General features: G+C 42.3%; 16 protein-coding genes. 10 read left to right on the top strand and 6 right to left on the bottom strand.

Annotation, left to right across the window (positions count from 1 at the left end):
* Positions 1-39 precede the first annotated feature (39 nt).
* Positions 40-549 carry a thiol-disulfide oxidoreductase DCC family protein gene (locus AC21OG_RS04655; RefSeq protein WP_487376114.1) on the top strand — a complete coding sequence of 170 codons (510 nt, stop codon included), beginning with the start codon at positions 40-42 and terminating at the stop codon, positions 547-549.
* 179 nt (positions 550-728) lie between these two features.
* On the opposite strand, the gene AC21OG_RS04650 is transcribed toward AC21OG_RS04655, so the two are convergent.
* On the bottom strand, positions 729-2,156 hold the full coding sequence (locus AC21OG_RS04650) for an efflux RND transporter periplasmic adaptor subunit (RefSeq protein WP_487376113.1): 1,428 nt from the start codon (positions 2,154-2,156) through the stop codon (positions 729-731).
* A gap of 797 nt (positions 2,157-2,953) precedes the next feature.
* Between AC21OG_RS04650 and grpE the strand changes: the two genes are divergently transcribed.
* Positions 2,954-3,586, top strand: coding sequence for a nucleotide exchange factor GrpE (gene grpE / locus AC21OG_RS04645; RefSeq protein WP_487376111.1), 633 nt, complete (start codon positions 2,954-2,956; stop codon positions 3,584-3,586).
* A 231-nt stretch (positions 3,587-3,817) separates the two neighbouring features.
* A complete protein-coding gene (gene dnaK / locus AC21OG_RS04640; protein ID WP_487376109.1) occupies positions 3,818-5,749 on the top strand; it encodes a molecular chaperone DnaK in 1,932 nt (643 codons plus the stop codon).
* Positions 5,750-5,995: 246 nt separating this feature from the next.
* On the opposite strand, the gene AC21OG_RS04635 is transcribed toward dnaK, so the two are convergent.
* A complete protein-coding gene (locus AC21OG_RS04635; protein WP_487376108.1) occupies positions 5,996-7,231 on the bottom strand; it encodes an 8-amino-7-oxononanoate synthase in 1,236 nt (411 codons plus the stop codon).
* A 306-nt stretch (positions 7,232-7,537) separates the two neighbouring features.
* Between AC21OG_RS04635 and AC21OG_RS04630 the strand changes: the two genes are divergently transcribed.
* From AC21OG_RS04630 to AC21OG_RS04610, 5 genes are all read left to right on the top strand, one after another.
* Positions 7,538-8,125 (top strand): porin family protein, encoded by a 588-nt coding sequence (locus AC21OG_RS04630; RefSeq protein WP_487376106.1) that lies wholly within the window; start codon positions 7,538-7,540, stop codon positions 8,123-8,125.
* A gap of 290 nt (positions 8,126-8,415) precedes the next feature.
* The gene (locus AC21OG_RS04625; protein ID WP_487376105.1) at positions 8,416-8,877 is read left to right on the top strand and encodes an NfeD family protein; all 462 of its coding nucleotides are present in this window, start codon (positions 8,416-8,418) and stop codon (positions 8,875-8,877) included.
* Positions 8,878-9,003: 126 nt separating this feature from the next.
* The gene (locus AC21OG_RS04620) at positions 9,004-9,864 is read left to right on the top strand and encodes an SPFH domain-containing protein (protein ID WP_486545295.1); all 861 of its coding nucleotides are present in this window, start codon (positions 9,004-9,006) and stop codon (positions 9,862-9,864) included.
* 1,100 nt (positions 9,865-10,964) lie between these two features.
* Complete coding sequence (locus tag AC21OG_RS04615) at positions 10,965-12,623, top strand: alpha-keto acid decarboxylase family protein (RefSeq protein WP_487376104.1); 1,659 nt, start codon at positions 10,965-10,967, stop codon at positions 12,621-12,623.
* Positions 12,624-12,959: 336 nt separating this feature from the next.
* Positions 12,960-14,618 (top strand): alpha-keto acid decarboxylase family protein, encoded by a 1,659-nt coding sequence (locus AC21OG_RS04610; RefSeq protein ID WP_487376103.1) that lies wholly within the window; start codon positions 12,960-12,962, stop codon positions 14,616-14,618.
* Between the two features lie 102 nt (positions 14,619-14,720).
* On the opposite strand, the gene hemN is transcribed toward AC21OG_RS04610, so the two are convergent.
* Positions 14,721-16,271 (bottom strand): oxygen-independent coproporphyrinogen III oxidase, encoded by a 1,551-nt coding sequence (gene hemN / locus AC21OG_RS04605; RefSeq protein ID WP_487376102.1) that lies wholly within the window; start codon positions 16,269-16,271, stop codon positions 14,721-14,723.
* A gap of 485 nt (positions 16,272-16,756) precedes the next feature.
* Between hemN and AC21OG_RS04600 the strand changes: the two genes are divergently transcribed.
* Positions 16,757-18,436 (top strand): YifB family Mg chelatase-like AAA ATPase, encoded by a 1,680-nt coding sequence (locus AC21OG_RS04600; protein ID WP_487376101.1) that lies wholly within the window; start codon positions 16,757-16,759, stop codon positions 18,434-18,436.
* A gap of 269 nt (positions 18,437-18,705) precedes the next feature.
* Here AC21OG_RS04600 and AC21OG_RS04595 read toward each other — a convergent pair whose 3' ends face one another.
* Positions 18,706-20,415: a formate--tetrahydrofolate ligase gene (locus tag AC21OG_RS04595; protein WP_486545286.1), complete on the bottom strand. Its 1,710-nt coding sequence runs from the start codon at positions 20,413-20,415 to the stop codon at positions 18,706-18,708.
* 324 nt (positions 20,416-20,739) lie between these two features.
* On the opposite strand from AC21OG_RS04595, the gene AC21OG_RS04590 reads away from it, so the two are divergent.
* Entirely contained in the window at positions 20,740-21,531 is a 792-nt protein-coding gene (locus AC21OG_RS04590) for a hypothetical protein (protein WP_487376099.1), read from the top strand.
* Positions 21,532-21,667: 136 nt separating this feature from the next.
* Here AC21OG_RS04590 and AC21OG_RS04585 read toward each other — a convergent pair whose 3' ends face one another.
* Both AC21OG_RS04585 and AC21OG_RS04580 read right to left on the bottom strand, forming a co-directional pair.
* Positions 21,668-22,243, bottom strand: a complete 576-nt coding sequence (locus AC21OG_RS04585; protein ID WP_487376098.1) for a YceI family protein — start codon at positions 22,241-22,243, stop codon at positions 21,668-21,670.
* A gap of 252 nt (positions 22,244-22,495) precedes the next feature.
* Positions 22,496-25,600 carry an efflux RND transporter permease subunit gene (locus tag AC21OG_RS04580; protein WP_487376096.1) on the bottom strand — a complete coding sequence of 1,035 codons (3,105 nt, stop codon included), beginning with the start codon at positions 25,598-25,600 and terminating at the stop codon, positions 22,496-22,498.
* Between the last annotated feature and the right edge of the window lie 75 nt (positions 25,601-25,675).

Below are 25,675 nucleotides of genomic sequence, written 5' to 3'. Positions count from 1 at the left end.
TGTAGATATTCAGTGGGAAAATCATTTAAGAGGGGTCTTATGATTATCTATAAAATCAATGCAGATCACTTACCACCCTCAAAAGGCGACACTTTATCATCCTCGCCCGATGTTGATAAATCTATAACGATGTTTTTTGACAAGGAGTGCGTACTTTGTGTGAGTGAGGCGAAAAATCTTCATGCACTAAATCCAGAGGGTATTAAGCTTATACCTGTTGAGCAGGGGCTTAACACGTTAAATGAGGCGGGCTTTAGTCGCACAGAGGCACTGACCTATTTATGCGTTCAAGATAGCAGTGGCAATTGGTATACGCATATGGATGCCATACGTCTGCTACACAAAACAGCGGGTAAACCTTGGGCATCACTACTATATCTGCCTTTAATTAAACAATTAGGTGACGTCGCCTATCCTGTTATTGCTCGTAATCGATATCGATTGCCAGACTGGTTAATAAGCATTTTCTACGGTAAAAAAGCGGTATTAAACTGTCGAAAAGGGGTATGCAAGTTATCTATTGAAGATAGAGTGTCAAAAAAAGTCTAAAGTAAACCCTCCTCTATTAAATAACCAGTGTTTGTCAGGCTTACTGAGCCGATATTTGCAGCGTTTGATTAGATGCGTTTGGTTTGCTTTACTTGATTGGTTTATTTCCAGATTTGGTATAAAGTGAAAATGAGGTTTGTTAAACCCTCGCTATTTAACATAATTCTGTTAACACAATACTATTTTATGGAAATGGTTTTGCCTGCGGAATCCTTAGGTAAATCTGCTAAGCAGACAAGACTGTCATTATTAATACCACTGACCAAGAATTTATCCGAGTCCGCAAAATATTGCACGATCTCCACCGCCTCATAGGTCAGACGTTGATCTTGTCCGACAATCCATACATAGCCTTTGATAGGTGAAGTGGGTCTAGGATGCTTGTCTGAAAAGTTTTGCAGATTGGCTTCATGTATCGCCTGTTTCGGTAGTCGTACCCCTAACTCAATCTGACCATATTCGATACTCATCGCCGCATCCATCCCCGGTGCTAAAGATTCGGCACTATTTTCCCCAGGTATCAGAGGCGCTTTTACAATTAAAGTATCTGATTCTGGATCTGGGATAATATGGCTGATTTGTCCGGTAAAATCAGATTTAATGTCAAATACCGTAAAGTTTACCGGACGACCCACGGATAGTTGGGACTTAATCGATAGGGGTAGCCTGCCAATTAATTGTAGATGTTTGGTGTCAGATATAGTGATGATTGGCACATTATCGATAGCATTATAAGAGCTGCTATTCTGATTACTATTAAGCTTAGAGCTACTGAGTTCAGTATTAGGAGTCGTTTTATTCCTCTTATGGGACTCAGTTTCCAATTGACTAGAGGTGTTTAAATTGTCAGCTTCGGTTTCAGAAATAGGGTGGTTTGAGATTTGAGTTACTTCCCCTTCAATAGGCGATTTTTGCACTAAGGTCGCAGTTATAAGGGTTTCGGGAGCATTATTAGCATCAGGTTGCGCGCCATTGCTGTCATTAATAGAATGAGAGGCGGTGTTGTCAGACTTAATAGAATCTTTAGTAGCTGTTTTCGTTGCCTTGGTTTTTGGCTGAGATAATGATGGTTTTTCAGGGGCTTCGTCTGACGAACTGTTTGGGTTGTTTATGGGTTTAGGATTATCGGTGTCCATTGGGTTCAGTTCTGCCAGCGTATCTTCTTCTATTTTGTTGCCATCAATATATACTTCCGTAAAGTCACTCACCAAAGCTCTGGCTTTATGGTCATCTACCCTGACCACAAACTCCGCAACAATCTGACCTTGCTTAACGACATCGCCTTGTTTAACCAATACTTTACTGTCTATTACGCTCGACGCTAAAGAATCAGGAGCCGTTACCTCCATTTGGGTAACCGGAATAAGTGACCCTTCAAGGTTGTAACTGGGTTGGTAGCGCTCAGGAATACTGGTGTGAATCAATGATTTATCAACAATGACCGTGTCGGCAGTGATTGTCACGTTCTTTTCGTTATCGGTATTACTAACAGAAGTATCGCAGCCCACTATAATGAGATTAGACAATAAAATGGCAACCATTAAGCCCCTAACAACATGCTGTAGGTTTAGAGGACGAGTAGCGGTAATCGATGTAAAGGGCAACATACTAAGAGTAGTCCTATATAAGGTGTAAAGCGCTAAGTACTATTTAGAAGCCAAATAAATATATATTAAATCTAAATTAACATAAGCATTCTTGTAGGCTACGTTTCATACACTCAATAGTTATGCAAATTAAGACATTTAATTAGACATGTATAAGGTTCATATGACGAAGCCTACGATAGTATCTATATGTTTTTTTATTATAGTGGCCTAATATAATTAGATTTTAGAGTTATGTATATTAAAAGTGATGTACATTAAAAGAGCTGTCAAGGATACAAGGATACAACTGTCGTTTTAAAAATATTTTAGAGTATCAAATCCATAATCTTGTTGATGGTTTGTGTTTAGTTTGTGGTTAGACCTTGAAATTTTAACTAATGACCTTTATGAAGCATAAAGGTTACCTTGAGTTAAAAGCCACCTTAAGAATCCCAAAAATAGAATAAAAAATAAAATCAAAAAAAATTATGACAAATAAATGCTATGAGAGATTAAACGCCTAAGACGCTAATCAGAATTAAGCAAGTCACTCTTAAAAAGAGACCTTAAAAAAGAGACCTTAAAAAAGAGACCTTAAAAAAGAGACCTTTTATTTTAATAGTGTACTTTAATTACTGACGATAGCCCCGATATCTTATAAATGCAAATTGTTATCTTGTTCAAAGTTCCAAATTTAAAGGGTTCATAACTTAAGCTTCACTAAACCAAATTAAAAAAACGACCAAAGTAACACAGCTATCAAGAGTTTATTCATTGTTTTTAAAAGATTTGTTTTATCACACTAAGGAGACACCATGACTAATAATGATACCAATAATACAGCACCAAATCATGAGAATGACACTCAGAATCCTAATGCGGCTCAAAGTAATGTGGAGCAATCAGGCACTGTATTAAAGGAGACTTTAAACGAGTTTAACCCCCAAGCCAACGAGGGTGAAAATCAGACCGTAGATAGTGAGATCGATCTGCAAGCCTACAAAGATCGTATTGCTGAGCTTGAAGGCGAAGTAAAAGCGGCCAAAGAAGGTCAAGCTCGCGCTAATGCGGACGCTTATAATGCGCAAAAGCGTATGGAGCAGGAAACCGAAAAAAGCCGTAAATTTGCGCTACAAAAGTTTATTAAAGAGCTATTAGAAGTGGTCGATAACCTAGAGCGTGCCATCGTCAGCGTTGAAAATGATGACGATGCTGATGACGCTATTATGGAAGGGGTTAAGTTGACCCACAAAACTTTCCTAAACGTGCTAAATAAACAAGGTGTGGAAGTGGTTAATCCTGACAATGAAAAATTTGATCCTGAATTGCATGAAGCCGTGGGTATTGATCCCGAGGCGCCAGCGGATACAGTTGGAGAAGTGTTGCAAAAAGGATATACCCTAAATGGTCGCTTACTGCGCCCTGCTATGGTGAAAGTAGGACAGTAGTATCGATTGCGTAAATTTTACACTTAACTGCATATTTCACAAAAAAAGACAAAAAAATGTGGATTTGCAGGGATATTAGCTTGAAAAAGAGTCTTACTAAACCGATATATAAAGACAAGATGCAAGGCTTACTTTATAGACACAAGGTTGTCACACATGCCTTAAAAGAAAAAAGTAAGCAAATTGCGAATATTGACATAGACAAACAAAAATAAATTGGAGTTTTATATTATGGCTAAAACAATTGGTATTGATTTAGGTACAACCAACTCGTGCGTTGCAGTGATGGAAGGTGACAAAGTTAAAGTCATCGAAAATGCTGAAGGTACCCGTACTACCCCATCGATCATTGCTTATAAAGATGGTGAAATCTTAGTCGGTCAATCCGCTAAGCGTCAGGCAGTGACCAATCCAAACAACACTCTATTTGCAATCAAGCGTTTGATCGGTCGCCGCTTTGAGGACAAAGTGGTACAAAAAGACATCGGTATGGTGCCTTATAAGATCGTTAAGGCCGATAACGGTGATGCGTGGGTTGAAGTGAATGGTAAGAAAATGGCGCCACCACAGATCTCTGCCGAAATCTTAACCAAAATGAAAAAAACAGCCGAAGACTATCTTGGTGAAAAAGTAACCGATGCCGTTGTAACTGTGCCTGCTTACTTCAATGACTCACAGCGTCAAGCCACTAAAGATGCGGGTAAAATCGCGGGCCTAAACGTTAAGCGTATTATCAACGAACCCACTGCCGCTGCCCTTGCTTATGGTATGGATAAGCAACAAGGTGACCGCACTATCGCCGTTTATGACTTAGGTGGTGGTACTTTTGACGTATCAATCATCGAAATCGCTGACGTCGATGGTGAGCAACAATTTGAAGTACTGTCTACCAATGGTGACACCTTCTTAGGTGGTGAAGATTTTGACTTAGCCTTAATCGATTACTTAGTTGATGAGTTTAAAAAAGAGCAAAACTTCAACCTTAAAGGTGATCCATTAGCTATGCAGCGTCTTAAAGAAGCTGCTGAAAAAGCAAAAATCGAGTTATCAAGTGCGCAAAGTACAGATGTCAACCTACCTTATATCACCGCAGATGCGACAGGTCCTAAACATTTGGTAGTGACTATCAGCCGCTCTAAACTTGAAGCGTTAACAGAAGGTTTAGTAAAACGCACTATTGAGCCATGTAAAATTGCTTTAGAAGATGCGGGTCTAAAAGCAGGGGATATCGACGACGTTATCTTGGTTGGTGGTCAAACACGTATGCCAATGGTACAAAAAACAGTAGAAGAGTTCTTTGGTCAAGAGCCTCGCAAAGATGTGAACCCTGACGAAGCTGTAGCCGTTGGTGCAGCGATTCAAGGTGCGGTATTATCAGGCGATAAAACCGACGTTTTATTACTTGACGTAACACCGCTTACCCTTGGTATTGAAACGATGGGTGGTGTAATGACGCCAATCATCGAGAAAAACACCATGATACCTACTAAGAAGTCACAAGTATTCTCAACGGCTGAAGACAACCAACCAGCAGTGACGATTCAAGTGTATCAAGGTGAACGTAAAGTTGCGTCACAAAACAAGTTACTCGGTAACTTCAATCTAACGGATATCCCACCTGCACCACGCGGTATCCCACAAATCGAAGTAACCTTTGATATCAACGCTGATGGTATCATGAACATCTCAGCGAAAGACAAAGGTACAGGTAAAGAGCAGAGTATCCAAATTAAAGCGGACTCTGGTTTATCGGATGAAGAAATCGAGCAAATGGTACGCGATGCAGAAGCGAATGCTGCTGAAGATGAGAAATTCGCAGCACTAGCCCAAGTCCGTAACGAAGCCGATGGTCGTATCCATGCTATCCAAAAAGCCTTGAAAGAAGCTGAGGATAAAGTGACTGAAGATGAGAAGTCTGCTGTAGAATCCGCCATTAGTGAGCTTGAAGCGGCGACTAAAGAAGATGATCAAGATGACATCAAAGCGAAACTTGAAGCCTTGGATAATGCCTTCCTACCAATTAGTCAGAAGATCTATTCTGCTGGTCAAGGTGCGGAAGGGGTTGATCCTAGTCAAGCCGATGCCACTCAAGCTGACACTGCCGCAGATGATGATGTGGTCGATGCTGAGTTCACTGAAGTCAATGAAGACGATAAAAAGTAATGAGTCATTCAGTTGTCGTTATTAATGAATGACTGAATTAATGACGGGACTAATGACCGGTTATCAATAATTAGGCATCTTTAACAGCCGAGTTATTTTACGGTTTAAGAGTTACGCCTAATTATAAAAATAAAGACCATACTCTATGAGTGTGGTCTTTTTTAATTGTTTGAATTTAGAAGCTCTGAATTAGAAACCCTGAATTTAGAACAAAAGTTTCGCTTAAGTCACTGTCACTGTTAATTGTTAATTGTTTAACTCTTCGACAAGCCGAGTACAGTCAGGTGCAGTAAGCTTCGCATTCATGACTAGACGGATGCGTGCAGTGTTAATAGGGACGGTGGGCGGACGAATGGGCAACGCATAGAAACCGGCCTGTTGTAGCTGTTGCGCTTTTTGAACAGTACTAGCGTTATCGCCCAATATATAGGGGATAATCGGAGATTGGTAATCAACGTGTGTCTGTATCTCAGTATTAATGGCCTGCGAGACTTGTTGCGAAATATGGGCAAGGTGGCTTCGTAGCTGACTAAAAGAAGGCATTTTAGCCAATACAAATCTTGTCCAGCTATGGGTAATAGGAGGCAAAGCGGTACTAAAAATAAAAGAACGCATTTGATTGATCAACCAATGCTTAATAGTCGCTTCGCAAATCAGATAAGCTCCCATAGAAGCGAATGCTTTACCGAAAGTGCCGATAATATAGTCAATATCAGGCAAGGTGTTAGTTTCCTCGGCGAGCCCCAATCCATTACGACCAAGCACTCCAACCGCATGCGCTTCGTCAACATACAGCTCAATTCGTGAGTCCAGTGCTTTTAGCCTGACTAACGCTGGCAAGTCAGCACGATCACCATCCATACTAAAGATACTTTCTGTGACGATGATAATGCGTTCAATTGAGTCATCAACTTGCTCAATAATTGAAGATAAATGCTCCATATCGTTATGACGATAACGCTGATAGGTACAATGCTCTCTGTCTTTACTACTAATTAAACGAACACCATCGATAATGCTGGCATGAACCAAACTGTCTGTCAAAATTAGTGTCTTTAGCGGTAATCTAGCCAATGCGGGTAATATGCCAATATTGGCATGGTAGCCACTATTTATGACTAACACAGATTTGGATAGAGCGTCATGTTGCTCGTAAGGTATGGCAAGCTTATACCACTCTAGCAACTCGTCTTCTAATAAGGGCAGCTGTTCGTGGTTGCCTGTCAGCAGACGAGAAGAGGTTGAGCCCATTTGTGGACGCTGTGATTTGGGTAACTCTTGTAGCTGGGTCAAAAACTGCGACTGCAAGAGCGTATCACTGCCCAATCCTAGATAATCATTGCTTGAAATATTTAATAAAGGTTTGTTATTTATCTCAATCCAGCGGTCACAATGCCTCACATTTGGTAGATGGCGATATTGGTGATGTTTTTTTAGCGTATCCACCTTATCAAGGGCGCTTAAAAGTGAGGGACCTGCCATAAAAGTATCCTTAATTATGTTTTTAACCTTATAATGGAAAAAAGAGGAAAGAAATTAGAAAATAACCGCGATTTAATTAATAAAATATAGACAAAGTATTGCAGAAATCGAAACTTGTAACAAATAGTTTCATAACTCGAGAAATGTAACTCGTTAAATAACTAACCTATGCAAAAGTTAACTTTATCGCTGTCAAACAACGACAGAGTTAATGAAATATTTTGTTACTATGGGTTCATCGGAAGTCAGGCGAGATGTCTAAATAATTTAACTCGTTTGATCGTGATAATTAACTAGGAGAAAACTATGAATACTATTCAAAAAACATTACTTGCTCTAGCTGCTGGTTCATTAATGACAGCAGGCGCACAAGCTGCTGTGAACTATGGCAATGGTATGGTTGCTCAACCTTATATCGGTGCTAAAATTGGTCAATATGACGCAGACGGCGCTGACGATAAAGCATTTTCTTATGGTATCTATGGTGGTGCTAAGTTTACGCCAAACTTTGGTGTTGAAGCTGAGTATTTAACAACGAGTGATGCTGATGCTTTCAAAGATGGTACCGAAAGCGCAGAGTATAACGGTGAAGTTTATGGCCTTTATGCCACTTACGATTATGCCTTCCCTAATACTGGTGGATTATATGCCAAAGGTCGTTTAGGTGTTGCTAAAAATGAAGTCGAAGTAGATTATAAAGATACTGCTATACCAGCTGATAACGAAAAATTCAGTGAATCAGATACAGGTGTCGCTGGCGGATTAGGTTTAGGCTACAACATCGCGCCTAACGCTGCTATTGAGTTAGCTTATGATTGGTATCCTTCAATTGATGTTGATGGTGATGATCTTGATGCAAGCGGTATTACTTTAGGTGCTAACTTTAAATTCTAATTACTACCTAATCTAAACAATGTTTACTTCATTGAGTTAGAATCATTTAAATTTAAAAAACGATCGCTTCGGCGGTCGTTTTTTTTGCTTAAAATTATTCATTTTGCACAATATATGAGACTGTACAAGTTTACATTAAAAGATTGATTAATATCAAAAAACTGGATCATTAAAAGGCTTGCTCGTGAAAAGAATGGATAATATTAAAAGCACAAGGATACGCCTACGCATAAAAATGATAATATAAGGTAAGGATAAATAATAATAAATACTCTTTTAAGGATAATAGAATGTTAATGATTGAACCTTGGCATTGGTTGGTACTTGGAATGGTGCTTATCATCTCCGAGATGTTTTTGACCACATTTGCAACCTTGTGGTTTGGTGTTGCGGCCGTCATTGTGGCTTTATTGAGTTGGTTGTTTCCGTTGCCCCTATTTATGCAAATCATCTTATGGCTCATACTGTCTATCTTAATGGTAGTTATGTGGTTTAAATTTATAAAACCGCTAGCGATAGATCGTACCAAAGCAGGTTTAGGAGGCAGTGTCATTATTGGTGAAACAGGGATGATCACGGTAGCGCCTACCTTAAATCATGAAGGAACGGTACGCTTTAGTGTGCCTCTCGTGGGGGCAACAGAATGGAAATGTCTGACGCGCGGTGAGCCTCTTGAAGTGGGTCAAAGGGTGATTGTCGTTGAGGTGATTGGTAATCAGTTAGTGGTAGCACCTGCGAATACACGTGTTTAAATAAGGGCTCAAATATAGCTGTCAGCAAAAAAATACTGACAGTGTTAACCTCACTAAGCCAACTGGAGTAGCACTTGCGCTCGATTGGTTTATAACGGATCTAAATATAATAACAGGAGAGGAAAGATGGGAAGCTTTAGTATCGTAATGTTGGTATTAGTAGCACTGGTGGTATTCACCTTATTTAAAGGGGTACGCATTGTCCCTCAGGGCTATAAATGGGTAGTACAAAGGTTAGGTAAGTATCAGCAAACCTTAGAGCCAGGGCTAAATATTATTATTCCCTATGTCGACAGTGTGGCTTACAAATTAACCACGAAGGATATTGTGCTAGATATTCCATCCCAAGAGGTTATTACCAGAGATAACGTGGTCATTATTGCCAACGCCGTTGCTTATATTAGTATTGTCCAGCCAGAGAAGGCAGTTTACGGCATTGAAGATTATGAGTATGGTATTCGCAATTTGGTACAAACCTCATTACGCTCTATTATCGGTGAGATGGACTTAGACAGTGCTTTATCAAGCCGTGATCAGATTAAAGCCTTATTAAAACATGCGATATCAGAGGATATCGCGGACTGGGGCATTACTTTAAAAACAGTAGAGATTCAGGATATTAATCCATCAGATACGATGCAGACGGCAATGGAAGAGCAGGCAGCAGCAGAGCGTCAACGCCGTGCAACAGTAACCCGTGCAGATGGTCAAAAACAAGCGGCTATTTTAGAAGCGGATGGTCGTTTAGAGGCATCACGCCGCGATGCAGAAGCTCAAGTGGTGCTGGCCAAAGGTTCTGAAGAGTCTATTCGCCTAATTACTCAAGCCATGGGAGAGGAAGAGATGCCTGTGGTTTATTTACTGGGTGAGCAGTATATCAAAGCGATGCGAGAGCTTGCAGAGTCTGATAATGCCAAAACTGTGGTGCTACCTGCTGATATACTAGGTACTGTCAAAGGGATGGTGGGTAATAAGTTTAAAGTTTAGTAATGGCGCTCGATTGATTTGGTTACCTTATATCTCTTTAGGCATGTTTTTCCTTGCCTGAAATTATAGGTAGTCTGTAATATAACTAGCCTTTCATTTAAGTGGTATTATTTCAATGATATACCTCATTCACAACGCTTAACGTAGGCTGTGGCTTTAGCCAAGCATGTTTGATTAAAGGTCTTGATTTGCTGAGCTAAAAGCACTAGCCTACAGTGAATTTAAATAAGTTGAGAACGGGGTGGGATGTGCTTTACTAGCGAATTTATATAAGCTTAACCATGTAGTCAAAGAGTCGATCCGTTTAAAGTCACTAAACGGGTCGACTCTTTTTTTATTGCGACAGTATAGTGTTTTGTCGATTTTAATAGAAATCTTTAATTGGAATCATTGATTTTATCAAGTTGAGCTTAAGCAGTGACGCGTTACAATAAATATAACTAATAAGCGTATTTTGAGCATTCTCCACAGTAGCGTATAAATGATATGAGTTTATGGTTAATTAAGCTTTCGCAACTTATTAACTCTGACTATTTATCGGCTCTGACTATTTATTGGCTCAGGCAATTAGACTTTCACAACTCATTAACTGTCACACTTAAAAAAGTAATAAAGATCTAAATTTATTGACTCAGCGTCTATGAATGACTCACTCACTATCGCAATTTTAGTGACATTCATTGTCGTAAATAGGTTTGACTGCTCTCAGCTTTTCTTAAGAATTAGAAGGTGTACTACGCTTTAATTTACACATAGGTGACGGTATATAACATAATTATTATTTTGTCTATATTGATTCATTGCTAGAATTTTAGGGCAAGAAATATTTTTGTTATATGTTCACTGTTGGGTTTAACAAAAAAATTAGTCATAGCCAGACTAAAGAGTTACGGCGTTAACCTCGCTAAGCCTACTACAGTAGTACTTGCACTCGGTTGCCATGTACCTTTTTAGCTGGCTTCGACTATAGTGACATAAAATATGCTTAAATAAAAAAATTAAATTCAAAGCATATTGATTAGGTCTGCTTATTAATTAAATAGTGAATTACGCTACTAAACAAATAAAGCCAATTAAACATATAAATAAAGGAAGGAATCATGACGACTGAAAACTATACCATTGCAGATTATCTATTTGATCGTATCGCAGAAGTAGGTGTCACAGAAGTATTTGGCGTGCCAGGCGATTATAACCTGTTATTTTTAGATAATATTATTAAATCAGACAAACTACGTTGGGTAGGTAATACCAATGAATTAAACGCAGGCTATGCCGCCGATGGTTATGCGCGTGAACGCGGCTTTGCGGCTATGGTCACAACCTTTGGCGTAGGTGAGTTATCTGCCTTGAACGCAACCGCAGGCTCCTATGCAGAGTACGCACCCGTCCTTCACATTGTCGGTGCACCTAAACTAAATTATCAAGACAGAAAGTTAATTCTTCACCATAGCTTGGGTGAAGGCGAGTTTGATGATTTTATTAAAATGAGTGAGCCAGTTAACGTGGCTCAGGCTTTAATTACCCCAGATAATGCAGCAGCAGAGATTGACCGTGTCATCAGTGAGATTGTTAAAAAACAGCGCCCCGGATATATCGTGCTACCTGCGGATGTCGCAGACGTTGCTATTTATCGTCCTACCCGCCCACTTGCGCTTGAGAGAGAAAATGTTACTAGTCAGGAAGCACTGGCGGAGTTTAAGACAGCATTAAGCAACCACATTGAAGGCAAAAAAACCACTTTATTGGCAGATGTCATTGTCAAACGTTTAGGGTTGCAATCTGAGCTTAAAGCACTGGTAGCAGATACGAATATTACCTATGCGACCCAGTCTTGGGGCAAAAGCTTATTGAATGAAGACGATGAACGCTGGGCCGGCGTATATTATGGTGGTCTGTCGAACCCAGTCGTTAAGGACGCAGTCGAAAATGCTGAATGTTTGTTAATCGTCGGGGTGACCTTTACAGACACCACAAGCTCAGGCTTTAGCCATAAGATTGAGCAAGATCGCACCGTTAATATCGGCGCAGACAGTGCAATGATTGGTGACAAGACGTTTGCACCACTGAGTATGAAAGATGCGCTGCAAGCACTGCATGACGTATTGACCTCTGGAATAGATGTTGTTGCTAAGCCGTTAAGTGGCAAAATTGAGAAGCATGAGCAACAAGGTGGCGATAACGAGCCCTTATTGCAAGATGATCTATGGCATATCGTTGCGGATAGCTTAGACAATAGCAGTTTGGTATTTGCTGAGCAGGGCACGGCGTATACGGGTATGGGGCCGATCCGTTTGCCTGAAGGCGTGACCTTTTATGGTCAGCCGTTATGGGGCTCTATCGGTTATACCTTACCGGCAAGTTTAGGGGCTGGTCTAGCGTCACCTGATAAACGTACTACGTTACTCATCGGTGATGGGTCATCGTTATTGACCATTCAAGATATTGCGGTGATGCTGCGTGAAAAACTAAACCCAATTATCTTGTTGGTGAATAACTCAGGCTATACCATTGAACGCGCGATCCACGGTGAGAATGAGCTGTATAATGATATACCTAAATGCGATTGGCAGTTGATACCAAAAGCCTTTGGAGCCAATGATGACAACTGTGTTATGTTAAGTGTGAAGACGCCAAACGAGCTTAAGTCTGCGTTAGATAAAGCCAAAGCCACTGAAGATAAAATGGTATTTATTGAAGTATTTACCGAGATGATGGATATGCCACCATTATTAGAAAAAATGGCAGCGTTATTCTAATCACTGAATTAGATTGGTATAAAACCCCCTACAAGCTCAGAGCTTATAGGGGGTTTTCGTTTTGACCTAGTTTTCGACTATATGATTTACAAAGCAGAGATTGTCTATAACATAACTCTTATTTCTGCTATATTGATTCATTGCTAAAATTTTGGTGCAAGAAAGATTTTGGTTATATAACATCTATAAATATAAGTCATACCGAATCTTGAAATTAGCCTATCGAGTAAGGTAAGTCCAAACTCAATATATACACGCAACAAATAGTGGATTTAGTGAGTCTTACCAAGCCTGAAAAAGATAGGTAGTTTTATAAAAATAGTAAAAGGAATAAAGATGTCGACAGAACAATATACTATAGCTGATTATTTATTTGACCGAGTTGCTGAAGCAGGGGCAACCGAAATATTTGGGGTGCCTGGAGACTATAACTTATCTTTTTTAGATAATATTATTGCATCCGATAAGCTACGCTGGGTTGGTAATGCTAATGAGTTAAATGCGGGGTATGCGGCAGATGGTTATGCACGTGAGCGTCGATTTGCTGCTATGGTGACAACTTTTGGCGTTGGTGAATTGTCCGCAATAAATGCCACAGCAGGCTCCTTTGCAGAATACGCGCCCGTGCTACATATCGTAGGTGCGCCGAATACTAAGCTAAGAGAGGGTAGAGGCCGTCTGCATCACAGTTTGGGAGATGGAGAATTTAACCATTTTATAAAAATGGTAGAGCCTTTAAGCGTGGCCAGAGCAGAACTTACCGAAAAAAATGCCGCCTCGGAGATTGATAGGGTGATCCGAATGGTATTAAAAAAACAGCGCCCAGGCTACTTATTATTATCACCCGATGTGGCTAAATTACCCATCTATCCTCCCACCACTAAGCTTAAAGACAGCGAGGAGGATATTACTAGTCAAAAGGCATTGGTAGATTTTAAACAAGCCTTAACAGATTTTATAGCCGGTAAAGCCACGACCTTGATTGCCGACTTGATGGTTCATCGCTTAGGACTACAGCCACAACTAAAAGCGTTAATTGCAGATACTCATATCCCGTATGCGACCTTATCTTGGGGTAAGTCGTTGCTGGATGAAAATAGTGAGCGCTGGGCAGGGGTTTATGTCGGTGAGCCGTCGCAGCCTGTGGTTAAAGATGCGGTCGAAAATGCAGAGTGTTTGATTAAACTTGGGGTCAATTATACCGATACCACCACCGCAGGTTTTACTCAGAAGATTGATAGCTCACGGGTGGTCGACATCCATGAAGAGCGTGCCACGGTGGCGGATAAGATTTACTCGCCCATCGCTATGAAGGATGCACTGCAAGCCTTACATGAGGTTCTGACCTCTGGAGTCGATGTCATCCCTAAGCCTTTAATTGGACAAGTAGATGTGTATGAACAACAAGGGGGGGATGACGAGCCCTTATTGCAAAAAGATTTATGGCACCTGATCGCTGACTGCTTAGATGAGAATAATCTGGTGTTTGCTGAGCAGGGAACGGCGTACTTTGGGATGAGTGAGGTGCGCTTGCCTGAAGGGATTACGTTTTATGGTCAACCCTTATGGGGCTCTATTGGCTATACTTTACCTGCAAGCCTAGGCGCAGGCATAGCCTCTCCAAATAAGCGAAGTGTACTATTAATTGGCGATGGTTCAGCATTATTAACCGTTCAAGACTTGGCGGTGATGATACGCGAAAAATTAAACCCAGTTATCGTGCTTGTTAATAATTCTGGCTATACGGTAGAGCGCGCAATCCATGGGGAAAAACAGTCTTACAACGATATTCCTTACTGTGATTGGCAGATGATGCCTAAGTCGTTTGGTGCAAACGATGACAACTGCGTTATCCTAAAAGCGTCCACGCCCGCTGAACTGAGATCAGCGTTAGAGCAAGCAAAAATTACACAGGATAAAATGATATTTATTGAAGTGGTGACGGCCGTTATGGACATCCCACCTTTATTAGAAGATGTGGCTGCTGCACTTTAATTAGACTCAATATAGAATGAACTTAAAGCTAGATGCCATTAAAGTTCACCTATAGATAATAAAAAACCGACCCTTTTGGTCGGTTTTTTAGTGGTACAACCCCTAAATGACTTTAGAGAATCGACCTTTTTCTTTATTGGCTAAATAGCTATCAAACACCATCGCGACATTACGGGCAAGAAGGCGACCTTTGGGTAATATGCGTATACCTGCGGCATCCATGTCGATGAGTTTATCCTGTTGCATCTCACCTAACTGCTGGATTTCATTAATGAAAAAAGTAATGGCATCAATACCAAACTTTTGATTAACATCCTTAAAGTCAAGATAGTCATGACACAATAGATTCATGATGACATAACCGCGTAGACGGTCTTGAATGCTGGTTTTAATATGCTTTATCGCAGGTAGTTTACTAGCATCTACCGCCGCTTTATAGCGATCAAGGTCAGGATTATTCTGCAAGATATGAGTCGCTGCGCCGCCTTGACTGCCATAAAGCGTGCTATTGATTTGGCTTATCGCTGACACGCCAAAACCGAGTAGATCACAGTCACCTAAAATGGTATACCCTTGAAAGTTACGGTGCAGATTGCCTTCTCGCTGCGCCACTGACAATTCATCCTCAGGCTTAGCAAAGTGATCAATACCGATGTACTGATAGCCAGCTTCGGTAAGGGCCGCGATAGTATCGCTAAACATTTGTAGCTTTTGCGCAGGAGATGGTAGGTGTGCTTCTTCGATTTGACGCTGGGCTTTAAATCGATCAGGTAAATGAGCATAGTTAAAGATAGATAATCTATCTGGACTCATATCAATAATGCGCTCAACCGTATGTGCAAAGGTCGCCGGCGTTTGATGCGGTAGACCATAAATCAGATCTATATTGATCGAGTTATAGTTTAAGCGGCGTGCCTCATCCATAACGCTTTGAATCAATTCTTCAGACTGAATTCGATTAACCGCAATCTGCACTTTATCATCTAAATCTTGCACCCCAAAACTGACACGGTTAAAGCCCAATTCACGTAGTTTCTCTAAAGTAGTTTCACGCAGCTCGCGGGGATCGATTTCAATAGAGTAGTCACCTTCGCCGCCTTGCTCAGACGGGGCATCGAATTCAAACTGAGTTTGCAAAAACTTCCATAGCGCAATTAGTTCATCATCACTAAAGAAGGTTGGGGTACCGCCGCCCAAATGCAGCTGTTTTACAAACGGCTTTTTACCCAGCTCTAGGGTCGGCAATAAGGCTTGTTTTTGCTTAATTTCTGCAAATAGGTAATCAAGGTAATCACCGGCATCGCTGTTCTTTTTAGTAATAATTTTATTACAAGCGCAGTAATAGCAAAGATGACGACAAAACGGGATATGGAAATAAAGCGATAGCGGCGTTTGAGCATCACGCTGGGTCAGGATATTAAACTCCGTGCCTACTTCGATAGGCTTAAACTCAAGCGCAGTCGGATAAGAGGTATAGCGAGGGCCTGAGCGATTGTATTTTTGAATGAGCGCTTCGTCGTAGTCTAACTGAGGCACATTAGCAGACGCCTGATCAAATTGACGACGCGCATAAGGATTTGTCGGCGTAAAATCGGGACGCTCTGTGGTAGGAGGTAGGTTGGCTTGATCAGAAAAAAGGGAAGACGATGTCATAATGAAGCCTTATCGATAGACCGATAAACAAGGACACACCCTCGTACAGGGTGGGTGTTAAATAATGTGAACGTACGTTAAATCATACCTTTTCTATAAATACGCTATCTTTGTTAGATTCACTGAAGCTACTATTTGCCGCGTTTAATGGGTTGCGTTAGTACTACCCTGCCTCTATAGGTTAATTTCTAGATTTGGTATAAACAGGGTGACATAAAGGGTGACCTAAAAAGTGATTAGGTGGCTTAATTGTGACCCCATTATAACAAATAAAGGCAAGGTAACGGATACTAAGCTTGTCAGCTATGGTCAGATGTTATAGGTGTAACTATGTCGAGGTGTGACCATGCACTTGATAGTGCACTATTATTTGGGTAGATTTCACTGTGCCATAAATAATAAGCTCAATTATTTGCTAGTTGATTGTTAATCACTTATTATCAATAAAATTTTAACAATAACTATCTTTTATAAGAGAGCCTAACATGTCTTTTGCGCAAGTTAATACCCGATCGGTTGTGGGGCTACATGCGCCTAAAGTCATGGTAGAGGTTCATTTATCTCAAGGCTTACCTGCTTTGACTATTGTCGGTCTGCCAGAAGCAGCAGTGCGCGAAAGTAAAGATAGGGTTCGCTCTGCTATTATTAATTCAAACTTTCAGTTCCCCAATAGACGACTTACCATTAATTTGGCCCCTGCCGATTTGCCAAAAGATGGCGCACGACTCGACTTACCGATAGCCATGGGGATATTGGCAGCCAGTGGACAAATAGAGCCGGACTGGTTAACCGATTATGAGTTTATCGGTGAGCTGGCGTTAAATGGCAACTTACGTGCCGTAACAGGCGGTTTGGCAGTTGCCAGAGCGATTAAGACCGACAGCAATAGCAACAAAAACCAAAGTGCTGAGGGTGAGGTGGAAGACGGCACGGATAAAGAGGATAGTAAGGCTGCCGATAAGAATAAGGATACGGATGGCGACAGTGCTGTCGTGAAAAAACCGAGCCTATCTGACACTACCGTTAAGGCAAGTTGTAAGTTGATGGTGCCTAAGCTGATAGGGGTAGAGGCGAGCCGAGTAGCGGGTGTGACCGTGTATGGAGCACCAACGCTGAAAGCAGTATGCGAACATCTGCGCGCCGAGAATGAGATTAATTTTGCTAGCAATGGTCAGTCGAATACCGTTCCAGAGGGATTGCTCACCCCCATCGTGTCAAAAATACCTGTGAATAATGCCACCTATAAGGTGGATTTGGCTGATGTTAAAGGGCAGCATCATGCCAGACGGGCGCTTGAGATCGCTGCGGCGGGCGGGCATTCATTATTGTTTACGGGGCCGCCTGGCTCTGGTAAGACCCTGATGGCGTCACGACTGCCGACCATATTACCCGATCTAAGCGATGAAGAAGCATTAGAGGTGGCGAGTACGTACTCGGTTGCCGATACTGAATATCAGTATGGTACCCGACCCTTTCGCGAAATTCATCATACTATTTCAGCAGTGGCTTTAGTAGGGGGCGGCTCACGTCCAAAACCTGGCGAGATTACATTGGCGGACAAGGGCGTTTTGTTCCTTGATGAAATGCCTGAGTTTGACCGCAAAGTGTTAGAGGTGTTACGTCAACCGCTAGAATCGAAACAAATCACCATTAGTCGTGCCAATCAGCAAGCGACTTTTCCGGCCAATTTTCAGTTAGTCGCCGCTATGAACCCTTGTCCTTGTGGCTATCAAGGTGATCCCTCGGGCCGCTGTCATTGTCGTCCTGAGCAAATTCAGCGTTATCAAGATAAAATCTCAGGCCCGCTTCTAGACCGTATTGACTTACACGTAACCGTACCTGCGCTGCCCATTAGTGACCTACAAAATGCCAGTAATGGTGAACAATCAAAGATAGTACGTGCCAGAGTCACCGAAGCATATCGGCGTCAACAAACCCGTCAGAAAAAAGCCAACAGTGATCTGACGCCCAGTGAGCTTGATAGCTATACTCAACTTGGCGAGGGGGAGAAACAATTATTGGCGATTGCACAAGCCAAGCTTAATTTATCGGCTCGGGGCTACCACCGGGTATTGCGAGTGGCGCGTACTATTGCCGACTTAGCAAACAGTGTCGATATAAAAACCCCACATCTTAGTGAGGCCCTAAGCTATCGGGGGAATTAAAGGTTATCAAGGTAATTAATGGTGATCAAGTGCGTTAAAAATTATCGAGGTAATTAAAAGCTATTTAGGTGCTAAAACCACTCTATTAAGGGCTAGGATATAGCCCCTAATGTGAGGGTCACATATTCATTATATAAGCTATAGTCGGCGAACTTATAAAGAGTCACGGCGTTAACCTCGTTATGCCTACTGCAGTAGTACTTGTACACGGTTGCCTTGTAACCATTTTAGACTTCTTTGACTATAAGCATATTATATGGTAGCAGGTTTTAGAACAGCCCTGTTATGTTACCGTTATCATCTACGTCGATATTTTCTGCAGAAGGGCGCTTGGGCAATCCTGGCATTTTCATAATCGGTCCACATATCACCACAATAAAACCTGCACCATTTGATACAGTGACATCCCGAACGTGAATATTAAAGCCAGTGGGACGCCCGAGTAGCTTGGCATTATCACTTAAAGAATATTGAGTCTTGGCAATACAAATAGGCAGTTTATCTAAGCCTAAAGCCTCGAGACGGCGAATCTTAGCGAGGGCGGTACTGCTCAAGTCAATATCATTGGCACCATATACCCGCTGTGCCACTTGACGAATCTTATCGGTAATAGGCTTATCCGTATCGTATGCAAACTTAAACTGACTTGGCTCAGCATCATGGTCTTCAATTAACTCAATTAAGGTATTGGCTAACGTCTCACCGCCTGCACCGCCTTTTGCCCATACCTGAGTCAGTGCCACCTCTACTTTTAGACGTTTGCAGGCTTTACGCACCATATCTATTTCAGCATCGGTATCACTATCAAACTGATTAATCGCCACGACTACAGGCAAGCCAAATATCTCTTTCAAATTTTCAATATGCTTGGTCAAGTTAGGCAGACCTTGCTCAAGGGCGGGTAAGTTTTCAGTTGTGAGGGTGTCTTTAGCGGCTTCGCCATTATATTTTAACGCACGAATGGTAGCGACTATGACCGCAGCATCAGGGGTTAAGCCTGACAGACGACACTTAATATCACAAAACTTTTCTGCTCCAAGGTCAGCCCCAAAGCCTGCTTCGGTCAGCGTATAATCGGCCAAATGTAGAGCGGTACGGGTGGCAATCACTGAGTTACACCCATGAGCAATATTGGCAAATGGGCCACCATGCAAGATGGCAGGCGTACCTTCAATGGTTTGCACTAAATTGGGTTTGATCGCATCTTTTAATAGGGCAGCCATAGCACTGTGAGCGTTAAGATCTTTGGCATAGATAGGTTGTTTGTCTTTGGTATAAGCGACGAGTATCTCACCAAGGCGACGCTTTAAGTCAGCTAAATCGGTGGCGAGACAAAAGATAGCCATCACCTCTGAGGCAACCGTGATATCAAAACCATCTTCGCGCATTACCCCATCTGAGGTCTTGCCGATACCGCTAATAATAGTGCGTAACTGACGATCGTTCATATCCACTGCTCGTCGCCAGACTACCTGTTTTGGGTCGATATTTAGCGTATTACCTTGGTAAATATGGTTATCTACCATAGCAGCCAGCAGATTATTAGCAACCCCAATGGCGTGTAAATCGCCTGTAAAATGCAAGTTGATATCTTCCATGGGCAGAACTTGCGCATACCCACCACCGGCTGCCCCACCTTTAATGCCGAATACGGGACCGAGTGAAGGTTCACGTAGTGCTATGATGGCTGTTTGCCCGTTGTTTTTCTGTGCAAACACACGGTTCAGGGCATCTGCTAAGCCAATAGTAACCGTCGTTTTCCCTTCTCCTGCTGGGGTCGGGTTGATGGCGGTGACTAAAATTAACTTACCGTTTTGCGATTTGGCCGGCCTGTTAAATACATCATTTGGGTTAATTTTTGCTTTATAGTGGCCATAAGGTTCAATCTGCTCGGCAGATAGACCGATTTTCTCAGCAATATCAATGATGGGTTTTAAGGTTGCTTGTTGAGCAATATCGATGTCGCTAGGTGTGGTCATGGTTAGGTCTCAGTTATTCTGTCGTGTATTGTCAATTAATGGTTGTTATATCATACGACTATTTATAGATTCAAATAGTATCCCGTTTCAATAAAACAACCTATCCTTTTCAGACTCGAGCTCGGTCAGACTCATTAAACCTACTATATTGTCGCGTTTGATTGATTGATTTTGGACGTGCCTTCCTTGATAGGTTATTTTTTAATTTTAGTCATAAATATTTCTTAACCCTTCAGTAAGCGGGGGGTTAATTAAGGTTTTATTATGAATGTTGTTAAGTTATACTCAAAATACAATCTTTAATTAATGATAAGAGAAATGATTATGAAGCTTCAGCAGTCTCAATGGGTAACCGTTTCGAGTATAGCCATACTGGCCTTAGTATCAGGATGTTCGTCACAAGAAAATATGCAAGATGCGACTCGTTCGACTTCTGAAACTGAGGTAACCCCTACGCCCGTAATAGTGATTGAGCCTGCGCCAGCACAGGTCGCTGCCGAGTCAGAGCGTCTAGGTACGCAGTGGGGCGATGAGGTTGACTCAGAGGTGACTGAAGTTGATTTGCGACGTGTGGGTAGCGAACCAATTGAAAGTATTCAGGTCACTTATGCTGATAAAAACTACTCAGGTAGGGCATTAAATAGTATGTCACTCGTTGCAGGGAAGGTTGACTTTTCAGTAGAGAGTGACAGGGGACGACTGCCTATTTATCGTGATGCTGGCAATTATTATTTACAAGGTAAAGCGGGTCAGGCCTATCGTCTAACGTATCATAATAATAGTGACCATATTTATGAAATAGTGGCGAGTGTTGATGGTATTGATGTGTTAGATGGTAGCACGGCCAGTCGTTACAATAGGGGTTATGTGTTGTACCCACACGACGATTTAGTCATTGAAGGCTTTCGTAAAAGTCAAAGTGCGGTAGCATCTTTTATTTTTAGTAAACCTGAAAGCGCTTATGCCGCTAATACGCCGTCGGGATCCATACAAAATACCGGTATTATTGGTACGGTCGTATACGAGCTTTATGATCCTTCTAAACCTCGCCCTAAGCCTTATCAGCAGCCGCAAGCTTATCCTGCAGATAGTGGCTATGCACCACCCCCTCAATAATATTGACTTAAGATAAAACTACCAATCAAACAAGGTATGATATATCGAATAAGTAGAGTGGTGCACCGCTTGCGAAACCCAACACATCCGATTGTTGGGTTTCGTGCTTTAGCACTAATCAGCACTAACCTATCTACTATCTTTTTGCCGCCTCAATTTGAATATTGAGAACCACATCCTTCGTCATGCCCAATAACACGTATTTACTAATCCCCCATTGGGTACGGTCGATGACGGTCGTAAAATCACCGCCACATACTGACTTTTTAAGAACAGGACTGAGATAACAGTTAAACTTGGTGGCTTCAAGGCTGACAGGATGGGTTTCACCATGCAACGTCAAATTGCCATCGATACGAGTAACGGCGAGAGCTTCCTGACTGGTATTTGAGTCAAATAGCTTGCTAAAAAAAGAAGGCTGCTCTCCGAAATGCCATTGAGTAGACTCAAACGTCGCCGTTGGATAACGTGCCACATCAAAAAAATCACTACCTTTTAGATGTTCATCAAACTCACTATTACCGGTATTAATACTGTCTAAAGGAATGACAATAGACACTTTACCCAGCTGCTGCTTGGGGGCATATTCTATTTCACCCGTTAAGTTATAAAAACCACCAGTATTGGTCGATGTCTCGAAGTGATCAATAGCAAAGCGAACATTGGCATGAGTAGGGTCAATGTCGTAAGTGGCGGCTTGCACCGTACTCACTGTGCCTCCCATCAACAAGAGGCATGTCAAAGGATAAAAATAAACCGATTTAGAGAGGTGTATCATAAAGGTGCCTAGTTATAAAAAGTTGCCGTTATATGTCATATTGCATTATCGAGTCATAAAATCTAAAAGTGACGAAACCTAGGTTAAAACCTTAGAGTTAATGACCACAGTATGATCTTGTTTTGATTCAATAATACGCTTATCGCACAATACTTTTATCGTGCTAAAAGGCCAATTGACACTCCCCTAAGCGGTCGTATTCGCCGGTCCATTCGGACGCAACCATTTGCGTAATTGTTTTGAGATATCGTCCATAAAGGTATAGACCATAGGGATTACAATTAAGCTAAGGAGTGTTGATGTGACCAATCCACCCAGTACAGCGGCGGCCATCGGTTGACGGAAGGTAGGATCTGCCGACCCCCAACCAAACACTAGAGGCAACATTCCTGCACCCATAGCGACTGTGGTCATAATAATAGGCTGAGCACGCTTATGACATGCGTCGATCAAGGCATCAAAACGGTTCAACCCCAAGTCTTGCTCAGCGATGATGGCATAGTCCACTAACAAGATAGAGTTTTTGGTGGCAATACCCATCAGCATAATAAAACCAATCATCGATGGCATCGATAAGCTGCTATTGGTCAGTACCAAGCCGACAAAGGCACCACCAATAGACAGCGGTAAAGCCATTAGGATGGTAAAGGGCTGTAGCACCTTGCCGAATAACAGCATCAATACCCCAAAAATACAGATGATCCCTACTAGCATGGCGATAACAAAGCCACTCATGAGCTCCGCCATGCTCTCCGCTTGCCCTTGATCTATCACAGTAATGCTACTAGGCAGGCTATCAGGCTGTAATGATGGGATCGATTTAACGGCACTAATAAGCTCCCCAAGCTCTCCAGATCCAGGTTGCACACTTATTTTAATGGCGCGTTCACGGTCAAAACGACGAATCTGTGAAGGACCCGTACCAAATGATAAATCAGCAACCTCACTGATACGGGCAGGGGATGTAGTACCAGCCCGACTTGTCGGTACATATAGGTCATTCAGCTGACTGACGTTATCCTTAGCCTCATCCGTTAATCGCACCACTATGGGGACTTGTCGGGTATCTAGATTTAGCTTAGATAAGCGCTGCTCATAGTCGCCAAGTGTCGCAATGCGTAGCGTATCTGCAATGCCTTGAGTGGTAACACCGCGGTCTGCTAAAGCAACTCTATCAGGCAATACGGACAACTCTTGCATAGGTAGGCTACGGTTACTGGTTACGTTACCAGCGTTAGGTAGAGACCGTATCTCAGTCATGACTTGCTGAACGGTTTGCTCCAATATCTCAGGGCTAGCACTGGTCAAAGAAAAACTATAGCCCGTTTCGCCGCCACTCGATAAGCCGACATCAAAACGTGCACTTGGTACATCTGTAAGAACATCGGTGATTTGACGTTCAATTTGGGTTTTGCCAATACGCTCACTTCTAGGCGCTAAAATAATATCTAGACTGGCTTGGTTCTTAGCAGCGCTCTGATTTGAGCGCGAATCCATACTGGCCGCTTGAGGGTCGCCCACCACACTCAGCACATCGGTGACACCATCAACCTGCATCACCCGTTCACGTGCCAAAGCAGTAATGCGAGCGGTATCTTCCAAACTGGCATCTGGCGTCAGCTCGATACCTACGCGCGTTTGGTTAATATCATTATCAGGGATAAAGGCCGTCGGCAATAACTTAACTAAGGTTAAGGATGCCATAAACAGCACTAGAGTCACGGTAAAGGTTAACCAACGATGGCGTATCGTCCAGCTTACTGTTTTAAGATATTGACGCATGAGCCAACTGTCTTTTTCAACATAATTGTCTTCGGGTTTTAAAATATAGGCAGCCATCATTGGGGTAACCAAACGTGCCACCAGTAGCGATGCAAAGATGGCAATGGCCGCTGTCCAGCCAAATTGACGGAAAAACTGTCCTACCACTCCACTCATAAAGGCCGTCGGTAAAAATACAGCAATGAGGGTAAAGGTGGTCGCCACTACCGCCAGACCAATTTCATCAGCGGCTTCCATTGCCGCCTCATAAGGCGTTTTCCCCATCCTAAGGTGGCGCATGATGTTTTCGACTTCGACAATCGCATCATCCACCAATACCCCGATAACTAATGACAACGCCAGTAAACTGATAATATTTAAACTAAAATCGAACAAATACATCGCTAAAAAGGTAGGGATAACGGAGAGAGGTAGGGCAACGGCAGCGACGATAGTTGCACGGACATTACGGAGGAACAAAAACACCACCAGCACTGCCAGTATACCGCCTTCAATAAGCATCTTTAAGGAAGCGTGATAATCATCTGCAACAGGCGTGGCACGATCAAACACTTTAGTAATGGTGTAGTTAGGGAGCTCTTGTTGTAGTTTGGCGAGTTCAGCATCGACTTTTTCAACCACATCTACTTCACTGGCACCGCGGCTACGGGTGACATTAAACGCCACCACAGTGTCACCGTTTAATTGAGCCACAGAGTTTGGATCGGCAAAGCTATCGGTAATTTGGGCGATTGACCCTAAGCTTTGCGTGCCCCCTGTTGGCACCGTAATTTGCAGCTCATTAAGCTCACGTGCATTATCAACACCGCCAAGCACTCGTATGGTCTGAGTATGACCACCCACTTCAGCCTCACCGCCTGAAGTATCCTGTTGAATACTGGCAATTTGTTGTGAAAGCTGGGCTATAGGGATTTGTAATGCATTTAGGTTTTCAGGCTCTACGGCAACCGTAATCTCTCTATCAAGACCACCAACCCGGCTAACCGCACCGACTCCTTTGATATCTGACAAACGCTTATTAATCACATCATCGACAAACCAAGAGAGATCTACCCCGCTTACGCCTTCTGCAGAGACAGAGTAGGTCGCAACAGGAAGTCCTGCGGTAGTGCGTTTATTGATAATAGGATCATTTGCTGCCGCCGGTAACTCACCGCGTACTTCGCCCACAGCGGAGCGAACATCGTCGACGGCTTCTTGGATGTCTTTTTCTAAGACAAATTCAGTCGAGATGGTAGCAGCCCCAGTCTGCAAGGTTGAGTTAATGTGTTTAATCCCTTCGATACTGGCAATTTTATTTTCAATCTTTTTTGCCACATCATTCTCTAACTGACTCGGTGCAGCGCCCGGCAGTGTCACCGTAACGACCACAGCAGGGAAGTCAATATCAGGGAACTGCTGTACCTTCATTTGCATAAAACCATAGATACCGCCTAGAGTTAGCAGTATAAATAGTAATATGGCAACCAAAGGATTTCTGATGGAGTAGGCTGAGACATTAAGGCTCATAGAGTGCTTCCTGCGGAGAATAGGGTCAAAAATAGTTTACGGTTTTATCAGCCTAGGGCTTAACGTTTCATTAGG

The organism is Psychrobacter sp. CX5 (assembly GCF_057621535.2).
This window is presented reverse-complemented; position numbering and strand designations above follow the sequence as displayed.

Excerpts from the sequence above, each read along its gene's own strand:
- AC21OG_RS04590 (WP_487376099.1), top strand. The coding sequence starts at position 20,740 with ATGAAGCTTCAGCAGTCTCAATGGGTAACCGTTTCGAGTATAGCCATA.
- AC21OG_RS04615 (WP_487376104.1), top strand. The coding sequence starts at position 10,965 with ATGACGACTGAAAACTATACCATTGCAGATTATCTATTTGATCGTATC.
- AC21OG_RS04625 (WP_487376105.1), top strand. The coding sequence starts at position 8,416 with ATGTTAATGATTGAACCTTGGCATTGGTTGGTACTTGGAATGGTGCTT.
- AC21OG_RS04655 (WP_487376114.1), top strand. The coding sequence starts at position 40 with ATGATTATCTATAAAATCAATGCAGATCACTTACCACCCTCAAAAGGC.
- dnaK (WP_487376109.1), top strand. The coding sequence starts at position 3,818 with ATGGCTAAAACAATTGGTATTGATTTAGGTACAACCAACTCGTGCGTT.
- AC21OG_RS04620 (WP_486545295.1), top strand. The coding sequence starts at position 9,004 with ATGGGAAGCTTTAGTATCGTAATGTTGGTATTAGTAGCACTGGTGGTA.
- AC21OG_RS04600 (WP_487376101.1), top strand. The coding sequence starts at position 16,757 with ATGTCTTTTGCGCAAGTTAATACCCGATCGGTTGTGGGGCTACATGCG.
- AC21OG_RS04650 (WP_487376113.1), bottom strand. The coding sequence starts at position 2,156 with ATGTTGCCCTTTACATCGATTACCGCTACTCGTCCTCTAAACCTACAG.
- grpE (WP_487376111.1), top strand. The coding sequence starts at position 2,954 with ATGACTAATAATGATACCAATAATACAGCACCAAATCATGAGAATGAC.
- AC21OG_RS04630 (WP_487376106.1), top strand. The coding sequence starts at position 7,538 with ATGAATACTATTCAAAAAACATTACTTGCTCTAGCTGCTGGTTCATTA.
- AC21OG_RS04595 (WP_486545286.1), bottom strand. The coding sequence starts at position 20,415 with ATGACCACACCTAGCGACATCGATATTGCTCAACAAGCAACCTTAAAA.
- AC21OG_RS04610 (WP_487376103.1), top strand. The coding sequence starts at position 12,960 with ATGTCGACAGAACAATATACTATAGCTGATTATTTATTTGACCGAGTT.
- AC21OG_RS04580 (WP_487376096.1), bottom strand. The coding sequence starts at position 25,600 with ATGAGCCTTAATGTCTCAGCCTACTCCATCAGAAATCCTTTGGTTGCC.
- hemN (WP_487376102.1), bottom strand. The coding sequence starts at position 16,271 with ATGACATCGTCTTCCCTTTTTTCTGATCAAGCCAACCTACCTCCTACC.
- AC21OG_RS04635 (WP_487376108.1), bottom strand. The coding sequence starts at position 7,231 with ATGGCAGGTCCCTCACTTTTAAGCGCCCTTGATAAGGTGGATACGCTA.